18 protein-coding genes are annotated in these 17,746 nt (G+C 60.6%); 6 read left to right on the top strand and 12 right to left on the bottom strand.

Annotation, left to right across the window (positions count from 1 at the left end; translation table 11 throughout):
• Window positions 1-70 precede the first annotated feature (70 nt).
• Entirely contained in the window at window positions 71-853 is a 783-nt protein-coding gene (locus BLU24_RS02815; protein ID WP_093097369.1) for a sulfite exporter TauE/SafE family protein, read from the bottom strand.
• Window positions 854-985: 132 nt separating this feature from the next.
• Between BLU24_RS02815 and BLU24_RS02810 the strand changes: the two genes are divergently transcribed.
• Window positions 986-1,732, top strand: a complete 747-nt coding sequence (locus tag BLU24_RS02810; RefSeq protein ID WP_093097367.1) for an NRDE family protein — start codon at window positions 986-988, stop codon at window positions 1,730-1,732.
• A 241-nt stretch (window positions 1,733-1,973) separates the two neighbouring features.
• Here the strand turns inward: BLU24_RS02810 and ptsP are convergent, their stop codons facing one another.
• Both ptsP and BLU24_RS02800 read right to left on the bottom strand, forming a co-directional pair.
• Window positions 1,974-4,253 carry a phosphoenolpyruvate--protein phosphotransferase gene (ptsP, locus tag BLU24_RS02805; protein WP_093097365.1) on the bottom strand — a complete coding sequence of 760 codons (2,280 nt, stop codon included), beginning with the start codon at window positions 4,251-4,253 and terminating at the stop codon, window positions 1,974-1,976.
• 22 nt (window positions 4,254-4,275) lie between these two features.
• The gene (locus tag BLU24_RS02800) at window positions 4,276-4,755 is read right to left on the bottom strand and encodes an RNA pyrophosphohydrolase (protein ID WP_003229203.1); all 480 of its coding nucleotides are present in this window, start codon (window positions 4,753-4,755) and stop codon (window positions 4,276-4,278) included.
• 143 nt (window positions 4,756-4,898) lie between these two features.
• Here BLU24_RS02800 and BLU24_RS02795 point away from each other — a divergent pair, with 143 nt between their 5' ends.
• Entirely contained in the window at window positions 4,899-5,555 is a 657-nt protein-coding gene (locus BLU24_RS02795) for an HAD family hydrolase (protein ID WP_093097363.1), read from the top strand.
• 120 nt (window positions 5,556-5,675) lie between these two features.
• Here BLU24_RS02795 and BLU24_RS02790 read toward each other — a convergent pair whose 3' ends face one another.
• Together BLU24_RS02790 and ilvA are read right to left on the bottom strand one after the other, a co-directional pair.
• Window positions 5,676-6,089 carry a DUF2269 family protein gene (locus BLU24_RS02790; RefSeq protein ID WP_093106389.1) on the bottom strand — a complete coding sequence of 138 codons (414 nt, stop codon included), beginning with the start codon at window positions 6,087-6,089 and terminating at the stop codon, window positions 5,676-5,678.
• A 49-nt stretch (window positions 6,090-6,138) separates the two neighbouring features.
• On the bottom strand, window positions 6,139-7,653 hold the full coding sequence (ilvA, locus tag BLU24_RS02785; RefSeq protein WP_090287251.1) for a threonine ammonia-lyase, biosynthetic: 1,515 nt from the start codon (window positions 7,651-7,653) through the stop codon (window positions 6,139-6,141).
• Between the two features lie 146 nt (window positions 7,654-7,799).
• Here ilvA and rpiA point away from each other — a divergent pair, with 146 nt between their 5' ends.
• A complete protein-coding gene (rpiA, locus tag BLU24_RS02780; protein ID WP_039757496.1) occupies window positions 7,800-8,474 on the top strand; it encodes a ribose-5-phosphate isomerase RpiA in 675 nt (224 codons plus the stop codon).
• 145 nt (window positions 8,475-8,619) lie between these two features.
• Here rpiA and BLU24_RS02775 read toward each other — a convergent pair whose 3' ends face one another.
• The 4 genes from BLU24_RS02775 to BLU24_RS02760 all read right to left on the bottom strand — a co-directional run bounded on the left by BLU24_RS02775 (window position 8,620) and on the right by BLU24_RS02760 (window position 12,930).
• Window positions 8,620-9,537 (bottom strand): SdiA-regulated domain-containing protein, encoded by a 918-nt coding sequence (locus BLU24_RS02775; RefSeq protein ID WP_093097360.1) that lies wholly within the window; start codon window positions 9,535-9,537, stop codon window positions 8,620-8,622.
• A 117-nt stretch (window positions 9,538-9,654) separates the two neighbouring features.
• Entirely contained in the window at window positions 9,655-10,578 is a 924-nt protein-coding gene (locus BLU24_RS02770) for an SdiA-regulated domain-containing protein (RefSeq protein WP_093097357.1), read from the bottom strand.
• 250 nt (window positions 10,579-10,828) lie between these two features.
• Window positions 10,829-11,494: a fumarylacetoacetate hydrolase family protein gene (locus BLU24_RS02765; protein WP_093097355.1), complete on the bottom strand. Its 666-nt coding sequence runs from the start codon at window positions 11,492-11,494 to the stop codon at window positions 10,829-10,831.
• Window positions 11,495-11,535: 41 nt separating this feature from the next.
• The gene (locus BLU24_RS02760; RefSeq protein WP_093097352.1) at window positions 11,536-12,930 is read right to left on the bottom strand and encodes an FAD-binding oxidoreductase; all 1,395 of its coding nucleotides are present in this window, start codon (window positions 12,928-12,930) and stop codon (window positions 11,536-11,538) included.
• A gap of 205 nt (window positions 12,931-13,135) precedes the next feature.
• Between BLU24_RS02760 and serA the strand changes: the two genes are divergently transcribed.
• Window positions 13,136-14,365: a phosphoglycerate dehydrogenase gene (gene serA, locus BLU24_RS02750; protein WP_090287262.1), complete on the top strand. Its 1,230-nt coding sequence runs from the start codon at window positions 13,136-13,138 to the stop codon at window positions 14,363-14,365.
• A 121-nt stretch (window positions 14,366-14,486) separates the two neighbouring features.
• Here serA and BLU24_RS02745 read toward each other — a convergent pair whose 3' ends face one another.
• The gene (locus BLU24_RS02745) at window positions 14,487-14,912 is read right to left on the bottom strand and encodes a DUF4399 domain-containing protein (RefSeq protein WP_093097349.1); all 426 of its coding nucleotides are present in this window, start codon (window positions 14,910-14,912) and stop codon (window positions 14,487-14,489) included.
• A 135-nt stretch (window positions 14,913-15,047) separates the two neighbouring features.
• On the opposite strand from BLU24_RS02745, the gene BLU24_RS02740 reads away from it, so the two are divergent.
• Window positions 15,048-15,617 (top strand): transporter substrate-binding domain-containing protein, encoded by a 570-nt coding sequence (locus BLU24_RS02740; protein ID WP_093097346.1) that lies wholly within the window; start codon window positions 15,048-15,050, stop codon window positions 15,615-15,617.
• 116 nt (window positions 15,618-15,733) lie between these two features.
• Here the strand turns inward: BLU24_RS02740 and BLU24_RS02735 are convergent, their stop codons facing one another.
• Window positions 15,734-16,219 carry a DUF523 domain-containing protein gene (locus tag BLU24_RS02735; protein ID WP_093097343.1) on the bottom strand — a complete coding sequence of 162 codons (486 nt, stop codon included), beginning with the start codon at window positions 16,217-16,219 and terminating at the stop codon, window positions 15,734-15,736.
• A 1-nt stretch (window position 16,220) separates the two neighbouring features.
• The gene (locus tag BLU24_RS02730; RefSeq protein ID WP_093097340.1) at window positions 16,221-16,853 is read right to left on the bottom strand and encodes a 2OG-Fe(II) oxygenase; all 633 of its coding nucleotides are present in this window, start codon (window positions 16,851-16,853) and stop codon (window positions 16,221-16,223) included.
• A 108-nt stretch (window positions 16,854-16,961) separates the two neighbouring features.
• Here BLU24_RS02730 and BLU24_RS02725 point away from each other — a divergent pair, with 108 nt between their 5' ends.
• Window positions 16,962-17,699: a DUF2059 domain-containing protein gene (locus BLU24_RS02725; protein WP_093097337.1), complete on the top strand. Its 738-nt coding sequence runs from the start codon at window positions 16,962-16,964 to the stop codon at window positions 17,697-17,699.
• Window positions 17,700-17,746: the final 47 nt, after the last annotated feature.

Raw genomic sequence — 17,746 nt, 5'->3', positions numbered from 1 at the left:
TGCGACTCCTCGTAAGAGTGAAACCAGAATTCCCGGGCGACGCTGCCACCACAGGATTAAGCCAGGATTTTTACAACAGGAAGCTCAACCCGACGCTGAACAGCAAAGCGGCGAACAGCCGTTTCAGCAAGCGCGGCGACAACCTGTGCGCCAGACGCGCGCCGAGACGGGCGAAGACCATGCTGGTCAGGGCAATGCCCAACAACGCCGGCAAATACACAAAACCGAGACTATGCGGTGGCAACAATGGATCGTGCCACCCCAGAATCATGAAACTTGCCGCACTGGCCAAAGCGATCGGCAGACCACACGCCGATGACGTCGCCACGGCCTGCTGCATCGGCACGCTGCGCCAGGTCAGAAACGGCACGGTCAGCGAGCCGCCACCAATACCGAAAATTGCCGACGCCCAGCCAATCACCGTGCCCGCGGCGGTCAGACCGAATTTACCCGGCACCGTTCGGCTGGCCTTGGGTTTGACGTCCAGCGCCAGTTGCACCGAGACCAGCAGGGCGAACACTCCAATGATTTTCTGCAGGTTCGGCCCGGAAATCGCCTCGGCCGTCAGCGCACCGAAACCGGCGCCGAGCAGAATGCCGACGGTCATCCACATGAATATCGGCCAGCGCACCGCACCCCGGCGGTGATGCTCACGCACGGCGTTGACCGAGGTGAAGATGATCGTCGCCAGCGACGTGCCGACCGCCAGATGGGTGAGAATCGACTGATCGAAACCCTGCAGGGTGAAACTGAACACCAGCACCGGGACGATAATGATCCCGCCGCCGACACCAAACAGCCCGGCCAGCACGCCCGCACAGGCGCCCAGCGCCAGATACAGCAGAAATTCCACGAGCGTCTCCCCGGACCGCATCCGCAAAACAGGAGCGGCATGGTAACGGATGCACACCCTTTGGCTCCACTGGCGATGGATGCACGGAGGCCGGATGCGTAGAGTGAGCAAAAATCACACAAGGACCACCTTATGTGTCTGATCGTATTTGCCTGGCGCCCGGGCCATGCCCAGCCGCTGATCGTCGCGGCCAACCGAGACGAGTTCTATGCCCGGCCGAGCCTGCCATTGGCGTCGTGGCCCGAGTCGCCAGAGGTCCACGCCGGACGGGACCTGGAAGCCGGCGGCACCTGGCTGGGGATTGGCGCCAATGGGCGCTTTGCCGCGCTGACCAACATTCGCGACCCGCAACAGCCGCCGGCGCTGAAGTCGCGCGGGGAACTGGTGGCGCGGTTTCTCAGCGGCAATGCGTCGATTGATGATTATTTGAGCGATGTGGTTGGCCGCGCCGGGGAGTACGCCGGGTTTAACTTGCTGCTCGGCAATAGTCACGAGCTGTGGCATTTCAATGCGCGGGCGTCCGAGCCGGTGATGCTCGCTCCGGGGGTTTATGGCTTGTCCAACGCCGGGCTCGATACGCCGTGGCCGAAGCTGCTCAAGGCCAAAGCGGCACTGAACGCGGTGCTGGACGATCCGCAGCCCGAGCGGTTGCTGGAATTACTGAGTGATGCGCAGACGCCGCCCGAAGCCGAGTTGCCGGATACCGGGGTGGGGATGGCGACTGAAGCGCTGCTGTCGAGTGTGTTTATCGCCAGCCAGAGTTACGGGACGCGGGCGAGTACGGCGCTGGTGGTGCAGGCGGATGGGACGCGGCGGATGGTTGAGCGCAGTTTTGGGCCGTATGGGGGACATTTGGGCGAAGTTGAGATTTGCGTCTAGTTCAAAAGCTTACCCTCACCCCCCGCCCTCTCCCGAAGGGAGAGGGAGCCGACCGAGGTGTCGTGAGTTGTGCATCGACCTGAAAGACCGAGTCGATTATGGATTCAGCGAAGCACTTTCAGATCCGTGTGGGTCGATTATGGATTCAGCGAAGCACTGTCAGTTCGGCGCAGTCCTGCAGCATTCCCCAATCAGTCCCCTCTCCCCCCGGGAGAGGGCTAGGGTGAGGGGCTGTTGATCTTCAGAGCGCTTTGTTAACCACCGGCGCATTCATCTTCGCCAACCCAAGATTCTTCAGCGCCAATTGCAGCGAGCTGTGGATAACCTGCGGGTTATCAATCGTCATCAACTCCGCCAACAACTCCTGCGCCTTGCTCAGATTGACCTGACGCAGCATCCACTTGACCTTCGGCAAGTTGGTGGCGTTCATCGACAGGCTGTCGAAACCCATCGCCATCAACAGCACCGCCGCCGCCGGATCGCCGGCCATTTCGCCGCAGATACTCACCGGCTTGCCTTCGGCATGCGCGTCACGCACGACAGTTTGCAGGGCTTGCAGCACCGCCGGGTGCAGGTAGTCGTAAAGATCGGCCACCCGCGGGTTATTACGGTCGACCGCCAGCAGGTACTGGGTCAGGTCGTTGGAACCGACCGAGAGGAAGTCGACCATCCGCGCCAGCTCTTTGGTCTGGTACACCGCGGCGGGGATTTCGATCATCACGCCGATCGGCGGCATCGGCACGTCGGTGCCTTCGTCGCGCACTTCGCCCCAGGCCCGGTGAATCAGGTGCAGGGCTTCTTCGAGTTCGTGAGTGCCGGAGATCATCGGCAGTAGAATCCGCAGGTTGTTCAGGCCTTCGCTGGCCTTGAGCATTGCGCGGGTCTGCACCAGGAAGATTTCCGGGTGATCGAGGGTGACGCGAATGCCGCGCCAGCCGAGGAACGGGTTGTCTTCCTTGATCGGGAAGTACGACAGCGACTTGTCACCGCCGATGTCGAGGCTGCGCATGGTCACCGGTTGCGGATGGAATGCGGCGAGCTGCTCACGGTAGATCGCCAGTTGTTCCTTCTCGCTCGGGAAGCGCTGGTTGATCATGAACGGCACTTCGGTGCGGTACAGACCAACGCCTTCGGCGCCGCGCTTCTGCGCCCGCGCCACATCCGCCAGCAGGCCGGTGTTGACCCACAGCGGCATGCGGTGGCCGTCGAGGGTCACGCACGGCAGATCGCGCAGGGCATCGAGGCCCAGCGCCAGTTGTTTCTCTTCTTCGACTATTTCCGCGAACTGCTTGCGTAGCACTTCGCTCGGGTTGGTGTAGACCTCGCCACGTACGCCGTCGACGATCATTTCGATGCCGTCGACCTTGGCGTACGGCAGATCGACCAGACCCATTACCGTCGGAATGCCCATGGCCCGGGCGAGGATCGCGACGTGGGAGTTACCCGAACCGAGTACCGACACCAGACCGACCAGCGTGCCTTCCGGCACTTCGCCGAGCATCGCCGGGGTCAGCTCTTCACTGACCAGAATGGTTTTTTCCGGATAGACCAGATTCTGCTGACGCTCTTCCTGCAGATAGGCCAGCAAGCGGCGACCGAGGTCTTTGACGTCCGAGGCGCGCTCACGCAGGTAGGCGTCATCCATCAGTTCGAAACGGTTGACGTGATCGGTGACCACCTGGCGCAGCGCGCCCTGGGCCCACTGGCCGGTCTTGATTACCGTGGTGACTTCGCTGCCCAGCGAGGCATCGTCGAGCATCATCAGGTAGACGTCGAACAGCGCACGTTCTTCCGGGCGCAACTGGGTCGCGAGTTTCGCCGACAAGGTGCGCATGTCGGCACGCACGCCTTCGATGGCGGTCTTGAACAGCGCCAGCTCGGCGTCGATGTCGGTGACGGTCTTGTCCGGCACCACGTCCAGATCCGCCGGCGGCAGCATGACCACCGCGGTACCGACCGCTGCTCCCGGCGAGCCCGGCACGCCAACGAACTTGGCTTCCTGAATGCCCTTGCCCTGCCGGCCCAGACCACGGATCGAACCGGTGGCCTCGGCGTGGGCGATCACCCCGGCGAGCTGTGCGCTCATGGTCACAAGGAAGGCTTCTTCACCTTCGTCGAACTGGCGGCGTTCTTTTTGCTGGATGACCAGCACGCCGACCACGCGGCGGTGGTGAATGATCGGCGCGCCAAGGAACGAGGCATACCGCTCTTCACCGGTTTCGGCGAAGTAACGATAACGCGGGTGGTCCGCGGCGTTTTCGAGGTTCAGAGGTTCTTCACGCGTGCCGACCAGACCGACCAGACCTTCGTTGGGTGCCATGCTGACCTTGCCGATCGAGCGCTTGTTCAAGCCCTCGGTGGCCATCAGGACGAAGCGGTTGGTCTCGGGATCAAGCAGGTAGACCGAGCAGACCTGGCTGCCCATGGCCTCTTTGACGCGCAACACAATAATCCCCAACGCCGCCTTGAGATCCTTGGCGGAGTTAACTTCCTGGACGATCTTGCGCAGCGTATTGAGCATGGCTCGGGGTCGAACTCCGTCGTCAGTCGCGCGCTAAAAGGCGCGGGGCAAGCTCTTTGAGAGCGCGTCGATACACCTCGCGCTTGAATGTCACCACCTGGCCCAACGGATACCAATAGCTGACCCAGCGCCAGCCATCGAATTCCGGTTTACCGGTCAAATCCATCCGCACCCGCTGCTCGTTGGAGATCAGGCGCAGGAGAAACCATTTCTGTTTCTGGCCGATGCACAGCGGTTGGCTGTGGGTACGCACCAGGCGTTGCGGCAAACGATAGCGCAACCAGCCTCGGGTACAGGCCAGTATTTCAACATCTTCACGTTCCAGGCCAACTTCTTCGTTCAGCTCGCGGTACAAGGCGTCTTCCGGCGTCTCTTCAGGGTTGATTCCCCCTTGCGGAAACTGCCAGGCGTCCTGATTGATACGGCGAGCCCATAGCACCTGGCCGGCGTCATTCGTCAGAATGATCCCGACATTGGGACGGAAACCATCGGGGTCGATCACGGCAACAACCTCGCAAACGCATGTCGCCGCATTGTTCCACAAAGGTTGATCAGGCGGCAACGAAGCTTCCGAGCTTATGTGCACTCTTGTGAAAAGACCGTATTCTTGTCGCCTTTTTACTGACTTTTCAGCGGGTAACTGCAATGCGCCTGGCTCTATTCGATTTGGACAACACCCTTCTGGGCGGCGACAGCGATCACGCCTGGGGCGACTATCTGTGCGAGCGCGGCTTCCTCGACCCGATCGCCTACAAGGCGCGCAACGACGAGTTCTATCAGGATTACCTGGCCGGCAAGCTGGATAACGCGGCATATCTGAATTTCTGCCTGGAGATCCTCGGCCGCACCGAAATGGCCGTGCTGGACGCCTGGCACAGCGATTACATGCGCGACTGCATCGAGCCGATCATGTTGCCCAAGGCGCTGGAATTGCTGAAACAACACCGCGACGCCGGCGACAAACTGGTGATCATCACCGCGACCAACCGCTTCGTCACCGCCCCGATTGCCGTGCGCCTGGGCGTGGAAACCCTGATCGCCACCGAATGCGAAATGATCGACGGCCGCTACAGCGGGCGCAGCACCGACATTCCGTGCTTTCGTGAGGGCAAGGTGACGCGGTTGAATCGCTGGCTGAAAGAGACCGGGTATTCGCTGGAAGACAGCTATTTTTACAGCGATTCGATGAATGATCTGCCGTTGCTGGAGCAGGTGGCGAATCCGGTGGCGGTTGATCCGGACCCGAATCTGCGCGCCGAGGCCGAGAGGCGCGGTTGGCCAGTGATCAGTCTGCGCGGCTGAAATGGCCATCGCTGGCAAGCCAGCTCCCACAGGTTTTTCGGCTGGTCACACAAGCTGTGTTCACTGGAAATCCTTGTGGGAGCTGGCTTGCCAGCGATAGGGGCGACGCGGCCTCAAGCCCTAAACCGGCTTGGCCCCCATCAACCCCGCGATGGCCAGAAATCCAACGCCGCTGACAATCGCCAGCGCCAGATTGAATCTGCGGTTGCCCACCCCGGTGGTCCATAACCGATCCAGCCGCACCAGCAGCCAGACCGCACTGAACGCGGCCACGGCATAGATCACGCTGGAGCCCAGAATCCACAATTGCCCCAATGGCCAGCCTATCAGGTGCACCAGCCACCAGCCGGTAAACGGCATGCTGAGAATACCGGTCAGCATCAGACACCAGATAAACAGCCAGGGCCGCCGCATCGTCGTGGCCGGCCCTTCGCTGCGATTACGCCAGGTCAGGACGGCGAGCAACAGCCCGCTCGCGAGGATGACCACGGTCGCCACGACGTGAAGGACCTTCAGGGTTGTCAGGGTTGTCAGGGTTTCCATGTGTTTCTCTTCCTTGGGCCATGCCCTTCAGCGTAGCCGCTCAGCCAAGAAACAGCTGATAGGCCGGGTTCTCGCTTTCATCCCAGTACGGGTAGCCGATTTCCGCCAGTGCCGCTGGCACCAGATGACGCTCGTCATGGGGAACCTGCAGGCCCGCAACCACACGGCCATCGGCGGCGCCGTGGTTGCGGTAGTGGAACATCGAAATGTTCCAGCGCCCGCCGAGTTTATTGAGGAAGTTGAACAGCGCCCCCGGGCGTTCCGGGAATTCGAAGCGGAACACCATCTCGTCGATGACATGCGCCGCGTGCCCGCCGACCATGTGGCGAATGTGCAACTTGGCCAGTTCGTTGTCGGTCAGGTCAACCACCGGGAAACCTTGCTCAGTCAGGCTCGCCAGCAGTGCGCTGCGCGGGTCGCTGTCCGGGTGCGTCTGTACGCCAACGAAGATGTGCGCTTCACTGCCGGTGTTGTAGCGGTAGTTGAATTCGGTGATCTGCCGTTTGCCGACGGCTTCGCAGAACGCCTTGAAGCTGCCGGCCTTCTCCGGGATGGTCACGGCGATGATCGCTTCGCGGCCCTCCCCCAGCTCGGCGCGCTCGGCGACGTGGCGCAGGCGGTCGAAGTTGACGTTGGCGCCGGAGTCGATGGCGACGAAGGTCTGCCCGCTGACACCGCGCTGCTCAACGTATTTCTTGATCCCGGCCACGCCCAGCGCGCCGGCAGGTTCGGTGATCGAGCGGGTATCGTCGTAGATATCCTTGATCGCCGCACAGATCTCGTCGGTACTGACGGTGATCACTTCATCGACGTAATCCTTGCAGATTTCAAAGGTGTACTGACCGATCTGAGCCACCGCCACGCCGTCGGCAAAGATGCCCACGGTCGGCAGAACCACACGCTCGCCCGCCGCCATCGCCGCTTGCAGGCAATTGGAATCGTCCGGTTCGACACCGATGACCTTGATGTCCGGGCGCAGGTATTTCACATACGCGGCGATACCGGCGATCAGACCACCGCCGCCCACCGGGACGAAAATCGCGTCCAGTGGCTGCGGGTGCTGGCGCAGGATTTCCATCGCCACGGTGCCTTGCCCGGCAATGGTGTGCGGATCATCGTAGGGATGGATGTAGACGTAGCCTTTCTCATCGACCAGTTTCAGCGAGTAGGCCAGCGCCTCCGGGAACGAATCACCGTGCAGCACCACTTTGCCGCCGCGCGAACGCACGCCTTCGACCTTGATCTCCGGGGTGGTCTTGGGCATGACGATGGTGGCTTTGACGCCCAGCACTTTCGCCGCCAGCGCCAGACCCTGCGCATGGTTGCCCGCCGACGCGGTGACCACGCCGCGGGCGCGTTCTTCGTCGCTCAGTTGCGTCAGCTTGTTGTAGGCCCCGCGAATCTTGAACGAGAACACCGGCTGCAAGTCTTCACGCTTCAGCCAGATGTCATTGCCCAGCCGCTCGGAGAGCTGACGGGCGTTGTGCAGCGGGGTTTCTACGGCAACGTCATAAACGCGCGAGGTGAGGATCTTTTTGACGTACTGTTCAAGCATCGGAAAGCATCACTGAGCGGTTGGGCGGGACCCGGGAGTCTAACCCGGCTTTTGCCGATGCGACCACACGAATCCAGAGGTTTTAGCCGCGCTTGCGGCTATAATGCCGGCCTTTCTGCCCACCCCTTGCCCGCTTCGGAGCCCGCATGACCCAGGATCAACTCAAACAGGCCGTGGCCCAGGCCGCCGTCGACTTCATCCTGCCGAAACTCGACGACAAGAGCATCGTCGGCGTCGGCACCGGCTCCACCGCCAACTGCTTCATCGATGCCCTGGCCCAGCACAAGGGCGCTTTCGATGGCGCCGTTGCCAGCTCCGAAGCCACTGCCGCGCGCCTCAAGGGTCACGGCATTCCGGTGTATGAGCTGAACACGGTCAGCGACCTGGAGTTCTACATTGACGGCGCCGATGAAAGCGACGCACACCTGAACCTGATCAAGGGCGGCGGCGCCGCCCTGACCCGCGAGAAGATCGTCGCGGCCGTGGCCAAGACCTTCATCTGCATCGCCGACGCCAGCAAACTGGTGCCGGTACTGGGTGAGTTCCCGCTGCCAGTCGAAGTGATCCCGATGGCCCGCAGCCACGTGGCGCGCCAACTGGTGAAACTCGGCGGCGACCCGGTGTACCGCGAAGGTGTGCTGACCGACAACGGCAACATCATCCTTGATGTGTTCAACCTGCAGATCACCAACCCGGTCGAGCTGGAAGCGCAGATCAACGCGATTGTTGGCGTGGTCACCAACGGCCTGTTCGCCGCGCGGCCAGCGGATCTGTTGTTGCTGGGGACCAGTGAAGGGGTGAAAACCCTGAAGGCTGAATAAGCCAGACTGCCCACCTTGGTGTGGGCAAATGAAATACCTGTGGGAGCTGGCTTGCCAGCGATAGCGGCCTGTCAGTCAACAATGACGTTGAAAGTGATGGCCTCATCGCTGGCAAGCCAGCTCCCACAGTGTTTTGGGGTGTTGGTCAGGGCTGTGCCGGCTTCTTGAACACATAAAACAAATTCGGCTCACTCACCAGATACAACGTCCCCTCATCATCCATCGCAATGCCTTCAGCCTGCGGCACGGTTTTCTGCAAACCCTGGCGACCACCGCTGATGGACATGGTGCTCAGCGGCCGCCCGTCGACGTCCAGCTCCAGAATCAGCCGCGATTCATCCGACAGCGCCAGCAAATGGCCGCTGCGCTCGTCGTATTGCAGGCTCGACAGGTCGCGCACAAACATCCCGGCATCGCGTTTCGGGTTGTTGATCACATGCACCGCGTAGGATTTTTCCGGATTGAAATGCGGGAAGCCATGCACTTCATAGATCAGCATCGGGTTACGCTCTTTCGCGACAAACAGGCGCTTGCCCACCGAATCGTAGGCCAGCCCTTCGAAGCCCTTGTTGCTGGCCATGTGCACACCGAGGGTCATTTGCTCGGCATCGTCGGCGTCGAGAAACGTGGTGTCGGCATCCAGGTGCACCTTGATCAGGCGCTGCTGGCGCTCGTCGGTGATCACGTAAGTATCGGCGCTGATGAACTCGACCGCTTCCGGGTCGCCGAAACCGACCAGGGCGATACGCCGCAGAATCTGGCCTTGCAGCGACAGCTCGATCAGCTCCGAGTTTTTGTTGGTGACGGTAAACAGACTCTTGCGCACCGGATCGTAGGTCAGCGCTGACACGTCATCGTCGAGGCCTTCGATCACCCGCGCTTCGATGTCCACGCGATATTGATCCAGTCCGATGGCCTCGCCACTCAGCGGCTGCCACAACGTGTGCAGGTTGAACCAGGCACGCTCGAACAGACGCATGTATTGGCCGATGCCGATCAACGTGATCAGGGCAATCACCGACAGGAAAATAACCAGAGGCTTGGGACGGGCAAGTCGACGCATTCGGATGGGCTCGGGAGCAGAACAGGCGGATGAAATATCACGCCTGTCTGAACTGAAGCTTAATGGCCACTTGCCTGTCAGGACAATCAGACTTGCCCGAAATTGCAGCGAGGGCTGTTATTGCTGTTTTTCGAAGCGATAGAACAGGTTTGGCTCGCTGACGATATACAGCGTACCGGCCTCGTCCATGGTCACGCCTTCGGCGCGCGGGATGGTGTCTTTCAGGCCATTGAAATTGCCGAGCAGGGTCATGAAACTGACCTGCTCGCCTTTCTCGTCCAGCTCCAGCAGCAGGTGCGAATCGGCCGACAACACCAGCAGATGGCCGGTGCGCGGATCGATCTCCAGCGCGGAGAGGTTACGGATATCCAGTTCATCGCTGGTCAGCTTTTGTTTGTCGCCCTTGAGTGTCTGGCTGCCATCGCTTTTCCAGGTGAACAGCGCCGGCGGCCGCTCCTCACCCAGCAGCAATTGCTGGTTGCGTGCATCCCAGGTAATCGCCTCGAAGGCCTTGTTCTGGTCTTTCGACGGGCCGAGGTCATGTTTCGGAAAATCAGCAATGTTCAGTTCGCGGGTGTTGGCATCGACCTTGACGATCGACAGCGTGTGCTGGCGTTCATCGACAATTGCCATCAAGCCGTTTTCCATCACGGTCAGACCTTCCGGATTGCTCCAGCCCACCAGCGGCATCTTGCGCAGCACCTCGCCTTGCAGGCTCAGCTCAACCAGAAACGGGTTTTTGCCCATCACCGAAAACAGGGTTTTGCTCTGCGGGTTGTAGGACAGGTCCGAGGCCTCGTCCTTCTCCATGCCCGGCAGCGGCTTGGCATCGATCACCACGTGGTAATCCGGCAGCCAGATGCTCTCCTTCTGCTCGGCTTTGCTTTCAAACCGCTCGAGCACCCAGAGCACGCCGCGATCATCCCAGTGCATGGCGAACGCCAGCGCATAAGCGGCGGCCAGCGCGAGCAGCAACCAGACATACCAGCGCAGGGCAAAATGCGAGCGGCGAGGAGATTTGAGCTGAGTTTGAGATGACATCGAAGGACGCGTTCCGAAAATTCAGGCTATGGGTAATAGCACAAAGAGGCCGGCTCAGACGCCAGAATGCGCGGAATTATCCGTACAGGATGTGAAAAAAACGGCAAATGGGGGGATTGCCAGCAGCGACACGAAACAAATGTAGGAGTGAGCCTGCTCGCGATGGCGGTTCGTCAGTCGATATATTGTTGGCTGACACACCGCTATCGCGAGCAGGCTCACTCTTACAAAGGGGCTTGCGGTGTGGCGGTTAGCGCACGCTGCTCTCGAAGCGGCTCGCGCCCACCAGTTCGAGGACGATGTCGTCGCCGACGTTCAGCGGGCCGACGCCCACTGGCGTGCCGGTGAGAATCACGTCACCGGCCTGCAGCGAGAAGCAGCCGGCCATGTGCTGGATCATCGGCACGATCGGGTTGAGCATGGCGCTGCTGTTGCCGTCTTGGCGCACTTCGCCGTTGATGGTCAGGCGAATGCCGATATCAGTCAGGTCAGGGAATGTGCTGCCGACCACAAACGGCGCCAGCACCGCCGCGCCGTCGAACGACTTGGCAATTTCCCACGGCAGGCCCTTGGCTTTGAGCTCCGCCTGCTTGTCGCGCAGGGTCAGGTCCAGCGCCGGGGCGAAACCGGAGATCGCATCGAGCACTTCTTCACGGCTCGGTCTGGTCGACAGCGGCTTGCCGATCAGCACGGCGATTTCCGCTTCGTAGTGCACCGAACCGCGCTCGGTGGGAATGCTGAAACCGCCTTCCAGCGGCACCACGCAACTGCCCGGCTTGATGAACAGCAGCGGCTCGGTCGGGACCGGGTTGTCCAGTTCCTTGGCGTGCTCGGCGTAATTACGGCCAATGCACACGACTTTCCCGATCGGGAAGTGGATGCGCGTGCCGTCGACATACTGGTGCTGATAGCTCATTTACCGACTCCTGCCTTCATTGATTCATCAGAGATTGCTGATCAAACCGCGAAAATCTTGCCCGGGTTCATGATGCCGTTCGGGTCGAACACCGCTTTGACCGCTTTCATGTACTCGATCTCGGCCGGCGAACGGCTGTAGGTCAGGTAATCCCGCTTGGTCATACCGACACCGTGCTCGGCGGAAATCGAACCGTTGTACTTCTCGACGGTTTCGAACACCCACTTGTTGACCGTGGCGCACTTGGCGAAGAACTCGTCCTTGCTCAGGTTATCCGGCTTGAGGATGTTCAGGTGCAGGTTGCCGTCGCCGATGTGGCCGAACCAGACGATCTCGAAATCGGGGTAGTGTTCACCGACGATCGCGTCGATTTCCTTCAGAAACGCCGGGACTTTCGAAACGGTGACTGAAATGTCGTTTTTGTACGGCGTCCAATGCGAGATGGTTTCGGAGATGTACTCGCGCAGCTTCCACAGGTTGTGCAGCTGGGTTTCGCTCTGGCTCATCACGCCATCGAGCACCCAGCCCTGTTCGACGCAGTGTTCGAAGGTTTCCAAGGCGCTGTTGGCCACCTCTTCGGTGGTCGCCTCGAATTCGAGCAGGGCGTAGAACGGGCAGTCGGTATCGAACGGCGCCGGCACATCGCCGCGGCCCATGACTTTGGCGAGGGCCTTGTCGGAGAAGAATTCGAACGCGGTCAGGTCGAGCTTGCCCTGGAAGGCGTGAAGCACCGGCATGATCGAATCGAAATCGGCAGTGCCGAGCACCATCGCCGTGAGATTTTTCGGCGCGCGATCCAGACGCATGGTCGCTTCGACGACGAAACCGAGGGTGCCTTCGGCGCCGATGAACAACTGGCGCAGATCGTAACCGGTGGCGTTCTTGATCAGGTCCTTGTTCAGTTCGAGCACGTCGCCCTTGCCGGTGACGACTTTCATGCCGGCGACCCAGTTACGGGTCATGCCGTAGCGAATCACCTTGATCCCGCCGGCATTGGTGCCGATGTTGCCGCCAATCTGGCTCGAACCTGCCGAAGCGAAGTCGACTGGGTAGTAGAGACCGTTTTCTTCGGCGACGTTTTGCAAATGCTCGGTGACCACACCTGGCTGACACACGGCGGTGCGATCGGTGAGGTTCACGTCGAGAATCTGATTCATGTAATCGAACGAGACCACCACTTCGCCGTTGGCCGCGACTGCGGCGGCGGACAGCCCGGTGCGCCCGCCCGATGGCACCAGCGCGACCTTGTGGGTATTGGCCCAGCGCACCACGGCCTGCACCTGCTCGATGGTCTTGGGAAACACGATGGCACTTGGCGCCGGAGCGAAGTGCTTGGTCCAATCCTTGCCGTAAGCATTCAGGGAGTCGGCGTCGGTCAGGACCTTGCCAGGCTCGACCAGGGTCTTCAGTTCATCAATCAGCGCAGGATTGGTCATCGACAGAACTCTCGAACAATTCATGGTCATCCTGAGAACGCTTCACGTCGCAGGAATGAGTGTTTAGCGGGGTGGCTATGCTAGCATACCGACCCCGCAGGACAGTGCCCAAGGCCAGATCCGCGGTGACGGCTTTGTTGCCGTGCGGGTCAGCTCCAGGCTGCTCCCTCCCTGCCATTTTTCTCCGGGATACAGGTTTACGCAGATGAGCAAGACTTCTCTCGATAAGAGCAAGATCAAGTTCCTTCTTCTCGAAGGCGTCCACCAATCGGCTGTCGACGTCCTCAAGGCGGCGGGCTACACCAGCATCGAGTACCACACCAGTTCTCTGCCGGATGCCCAGCTCAAGGAAAAGATCGCTGACGCTCACTTCATCGGCATTCGCTCGCGCACGCAACTGACCGAAGAGATCTTCGATCACGCGAAGAAGCTGGTCGCGGTCGGCTGTTTCTGCATCGGCACCAATCAGGTTGACCTGGGCGCAGCCCGCGAGCGCGGCATCGCCGTGTTCAACGCGCCGTACTCCAACACCCGCTCGGTAGCCGAGCTGGTGCTGGCCGAAGCGATCCTGCTGCTGCGCGGAATCCCGGAGAAAAACGCGTCCTGCCACCGTGGCGGCTGGATCAAATCTGCGGCCAATTCCTTCGAGATCCGCGGCAAGAAGCTGGGCATCGTCGGCTACGGCTCGATCGGCACGCAATTGTCGGTTCTGGCCGAAGGCCTGGGCATGCAGGTGTTCTTCTATGACACCGTGACCAAGCTGCCGCTGGGCAACGCTACGCAGGTCAACAACCTGCACGAGCTGCTGGGCATGTCCGACATCGTCACCCTGCACGTTCCGGAAACCGCTGCGACCCAGTGGATGATCGGCGAGAAGGAAATCCGTGCCATCAAGAAGGGCGGCATCCTGATCAACGCCGCACGCGGCACCGTGGTCGAGCTGGACCACCTGGCGGCAGCGATCAAGGACAAGCACCTGATCGGCGCGGCCATCGACGTGTTCCCGGTTGAACCGCGTTCCAACGACGAAGAGTTCGAAAGCCCGCTGCGTGGCCTCGACAACGTGATCCTGACCCCGCACATCGGTGGCTCGACCGCCGAAGCGCAAGCCAACATCGGTCTGGAAGTGGCGGAAAAACTGGTCAAGTACAGCGACAACGGTACATCGGTATCGTCGGTCAACTTCCCGGAAGTGGCCCTGCCGGCCCACCCTGGCAAGCACCGCCTGCTGCACATCCACGAGAACATCCCGGGTGTGATGAGCGAGATCAACAAGGTCTTCGCCGAAAACGGCATCAACATCTCCGGTCAGTTCCTGCAGACCAACGAGAAGGTTGGCTACGTGGTGATCGACGTCGACGCCGAATACTCGGAGCTGGCGCAAGAGAAGCTGCAACACGTCAACGGTACTATCCGTAGCCGTGTTCTTTTCTAAGAACAGCTACAAGCCACAAGCTACAAGCGGCAAGTGAAAAGCGCTTTTGCCTTTACTCGCCGCTTGCAGCTAGCCACTTGAAGCTGAATAAAAAAAGGGAGCCCCGCAGGGCTCCCTTTTTTTATTTCACATTGACGGTGATTTTTTCGGAAACGATTGACGGGTCGAACGGCATGTGGCCGCTGTCGCCGAGGATCAGTTGCAAGGTGTGCTTGCCAGGGGCCAGTTTGATCGTGGCTTCGGTCTGCGCCTTGCCGAAATGCATGTGGTGAGCATCCGTCGGAATCGGCGCGCCTTCGGCCGGCAGGTCGTCGACGTCGATCAGCAGATGGTGGTGGCCGGTGTTCTTGGTGACGTCCCCTGCGGGTGCCAACGCGATGTTCTTGACGCCGAACTTGACCTTGAACTCTTGGGAAACCGTGGCCCCGTCTTCGGGAGAAACGATGAACACTTCAGCATCCTTCGGCGCCGGCGTGGCCGCACTGGCCAGCACCGAAACACCCATCAGCACACCGGCCAACGCTGCACGTGACATAAAGCTTTTCATTTTCTTCTCCAGTTTTTCCGTAAAATCCGCACGGTCATGACAACTTCATGACCATTCGTTGTCGAAGGCACTCGACAACCATAGCAAAGCGAGCCTGAATCAGAGCATCGCGATAATGATTTCAAAGGAGTGACCATGCGTTTTCTGCCTGGCCTGATCTGCCTGCTACCCCTTCTGAGCCCGCTGGCTCACGCCGAACTGATTGATGACGTCAACGACCGTGGCGAGCTGCGCATAGCCCTTGAGGCTAATACACCGCCCTTCAATTACAAGGAAGGCGACACCCTGACGGGGTTCGAGGTCGAGCTTGGGCAACTTCTCGCCAAAGAGCTGGATGTGCGCGCCGACTTCATCGTCACCGACGAGGGCGATCTGCTCCAGGGCGTCGAGAGCGGCAAGTACGACGTCGCGCTGAATCACATAGCACTGACACCCGAACTCAAGGATCGTTTCGACTTCAGCGCGCCATATGGCAAGGTCGACGGGCAGTTGCTGGCGAAGAAGGATGAGTCACCACGGCCGATGGTGCTGGTGCAAGCGTTGAACGCAGAGCAGCCGAAAGCGCTTGAACCGGTGGAGCTGGCGATTCCGTTTCAGAAGGGCAATCCGGCGTTTCAGGCCAGTCTGCAAAGTGCGCTGGAGCGGATCAAGGCGGATGGGCGTTTGGCGGCGTTGTCCGAGAAGTGGCTCACCGAACCCAAGTGAACACAAAACCTGTAGGAGTGAGCCTGCTCGCGATAGCGGTGTGTCAGTCGAAGAATGATTAACTGACAAACCGCTATCGCGAGCAGGCTCACTCCTACATAAGATTGCGGCGTTCTTTAGATGAGAGCCGCCAGAGCCTGTGCGGCCTGTGGCAACTCCAGCTCGCTGAACACCTGCACCCCATGACGCTTGAGCAACGCCGCCGTCACCCCCTCGCCACTGACCTTTACGCCACTGAACGTCCCGTCGTACGTCAACAGATTCCCGCAAGAAGGACTGTTGGCCTTGAGCACCGCCACCCGAATCCCATGCTGTTGCACCAATGCCAGCGCCTGCCGCGCACCGTCGAGAAACTGCGCGCTGACATCCTCACCCGCAGTGGTGATCACCGCCGCCGTGCCATCCAGCACCTCGCCACCCTGCCCGCCCGGAATCTCCGCCGCCGCCCGTGGCGTTGGCAGTCCGCCTGCGACCTCGGGACACAACGGCACCACTCGCCCTTCGGCAATCCACTGCTCGAGCAGATCAAACGGCCCGCTGGCGCCACCGTCGTAACGCACGCGATGGCCCAACAGGCAGCGGCTGACCAGAATCCTGTGCATGTCAGAACGGCTCATTGCCACGGCGGCGGAACCAACCGGTCAGCGACAGCCGCTCGCGGTTGGCCGGCAGCACTTCATGCGGCACTTCGCCGGAGAGGAACACCACCAGACAGCCGCCGGTAGGCTGTACGTCATGCACGCGGTCTTCATTCAGATACATGCGCAGTTGGCCGCCATCCTCCGGCAGCCAGCCATCGTTGAGGTAGACCACCACCGAGACCATGCGCTTGTCATCGTCGCGAAAACGGTCGACATGCCGACGATAAAACGCGCCGGGCGGATAGAGCGCGAAGTGGCATTCGAAATCTTCGAGACCGAGGAACAAACCGCGATTGAGCGCTTCACGCAGGCTCTCCATCAGGTTCAGATAGCGGTCACTGGCCTCGGCCTGGCCCGGGTCGATCCATTGGATATGGTCGCCGCGAATCCCCTCGCGAATCTCTGAAAACGGCCCGCGTCCGACCGCCGCCGGCGCCAGCTCACCCTCGGCCTCACGTTTGCGGCACTCGGCCGCCAGCTCGCGAGTCAGGCCGGGGGGCAGGAAAATATTCTGCTGCGACCAGCCATGCTCGGCCAGGTCGTCGACAATGCGTAACAGCAGTGGGTGTTCAGAGGATATTGGCATGGCGCGCATAGTATGCCTGCGGCAACAAATCCGACAGAGCCACGCAGCGGCTTGATACGAATTCTCGACAAGTAACGGCACCGCACGGAGAATAGTCCGCTGCTGACAGGAGTCCCTATGCGCCGTTTGCTTTTTTCACTGTTGATGTTCTGTGTGTTGCCCGCCTGGGCGGACGGCTACGACCAGTTGTACAAGATCGCCGGCTGGCCAGATCAACGTGCGCATTTCAATGACGCCCTGAGTGCCGCCCAGCAGCGCTATCAGAACAGCCTGCCGCCGGCGGTGTTCCAGGCTCTGGTCAATAACAGCAACCAGCGTTTTGCCCCACAGGCCGTGGATCAACGCGCCGAGGCGCAATTGCGGCAGAAACTCGCCGACCCGAAACCGGCGCTGACCTTCTTCCAGTCACCGCTGGGCAAGAAAATCGTCGCCGCCGAACTGCTCGCGACCCGCCGCGATCAACTGGCGAAAAACGCCAAGGGCCTGCCGAAGATGCAGGCCAGCGACAACCGCCAACTGATCATCGGCCACCTTGCCCAAGCCTTGCCAGCGCGTGAAGCCGGGGCCGAAGTCAGCCTGGCGATCGCCGGCGTCGCGGCGGACAGTCTCAGTTCGATGATTCCGGGGCTGCTGGGTGGCGGTCAGGCGCAAGGCATGCTCAATGGCCAACGCCAGCGCTTGATGGATCAGATTGGCGCTGACCTGAACAACACGCTGCTGTACGTCTATCGCGATTTGTCGGATGAAGAGCTGGAAGAGTTTGCGACGTTTGCCGAGTCAACCGAGGGCAAGGCGTACTACCAGGCCGCACTGGCGGCGATCAGGGCTGGATTGGCGGTGGCGCAGAACCCGTGATGATCAATCGATAACCGCGAGATTTACCGTTCCGCGCCTCCGATATT

This window comes from Pseudomonas sp. Z003-0.4C(8344-21) (assembly GCF_900104975.1).
Lineage (GTDB): Bacteria > Pseudomonadota > Gammaproteobacteria > Pseudomonadales > Pseudomonadaceae > Aquipseudomonas > Aquipseudomonas granadensis.
Note: the sequence above shows the minus strand (reverse complement) of the source record. Positions and strands in the feature narration are given on the sequence as shown.

Excerpts from the sequence above, each read along its gene's own strand:
- BLU24_RS02810 (WP_093097367.1), top strand. The coding sequence starts at position 986 with ATGTGTCTGATCGTATTTGCCTGGCGCCCGGGCCATGCCCAGCCGCTG.
- ptsP (WP_093097365.1), bottom strand. The coding sequence starts at position 4,253 with ATGCTCAATACGCTGCGCAAGATCGTCCAGGAAGTTAACTCCGCCAAG.
- BLU24_RS02795 (WP_093097363.1), top strand. The coding sequence starts at position 4,899 with ATGCGCCTGGCTCTATTCGATTTGGACAACACCCTTCTGGGCGGCGAC.
- ilvA (WP_090287251.1), bottom strand. The coding sequence starts at position 7,653 with ATGCTTGAACAGTACGTCAAAAAGATCCTCACCTCGCGCGTTTATGAC.
- rpiA (WP_039757496.1), top strand. The coding sequence starts at position 7,800 with ATGACCCAGGATCAACTCAAACAGGCCGTGGCCCAGGCCGCCGTCGAC.
- BLU24_RS02775 (WP_093097360.1), bottom strand. The coding sequence starts at position 9,537 with ATGCGTCGACTTGCCCGTCCCAAGCCTCTGGTTATTTTCCTGTCGGTG.
- BLU24_RS02770 (WP_093097357.1), bottom strand. The coding sequence starts at position 10,578 with ATGTCATCTCAAACTCAGCTCAAATCTCCTCGCCGCTCGCATTTTGCC.
- BLU24_RS02765 (WP_093097355.1), bottom strand. The coding sequence starts at position 11,494 with ATGAGCTATCAGCACCAGTATGTCGACGGCACGCGCATCCACTTCCCG.
- BLU24_RS02760 (WP_093097352.1), bottom strand. The coding sequence starts at position 12,930 with ATGACCAATCCTGCGCTGATTGATGAACTGAAGACCCTGGTCGAGCCT.
- serA (WP_090287262.1), top strand. The coding sequence starts at position 13,136 with ATGAGCAAGACTTCTCTCGATAAGAGCAAGATCAAGTTCCTTCTTCTC.
- BLU24_RS02745 (WP_093097349.1), bottom strand. The coding sequence starts at position 14,912 with ATGAAAAGCTTTATGTCACGTGCAGCGTTGGCCGGTGTGCTGATGGGT.
- BLU24_RS02740 (WP_093097346.1), top strand. The coding sequence starts at position 15,048 with ATGCGTTTTCTGCCTGGCCTGATCTGCCTGCTACCCCTTCTGAGCCCG.
- BLU24_RS02735 (WP_093097343.1), bottom strand. The coding sequence starts at position 16,219 with ATGCACAGGATTCTGGTCAGCCGCTGCCTGTTGGGCCATCGCGTGCGT.
- BLU24_RS02730 (WP_093097340.1), bottom strand. The coding sequence starts at position 16,853 with ATGCGCGCCATGCCAATATCCTCTGAACACCCACTGCTGTTACGCATT.
- BLU24_RS02725 (WP_093097337.1), top strand. The coding sequence starts at position 16,962 with ATGCGCCGTTTGCTTTTTTCACTGTTGATGTTCTGTGTGTTGCCCGCC.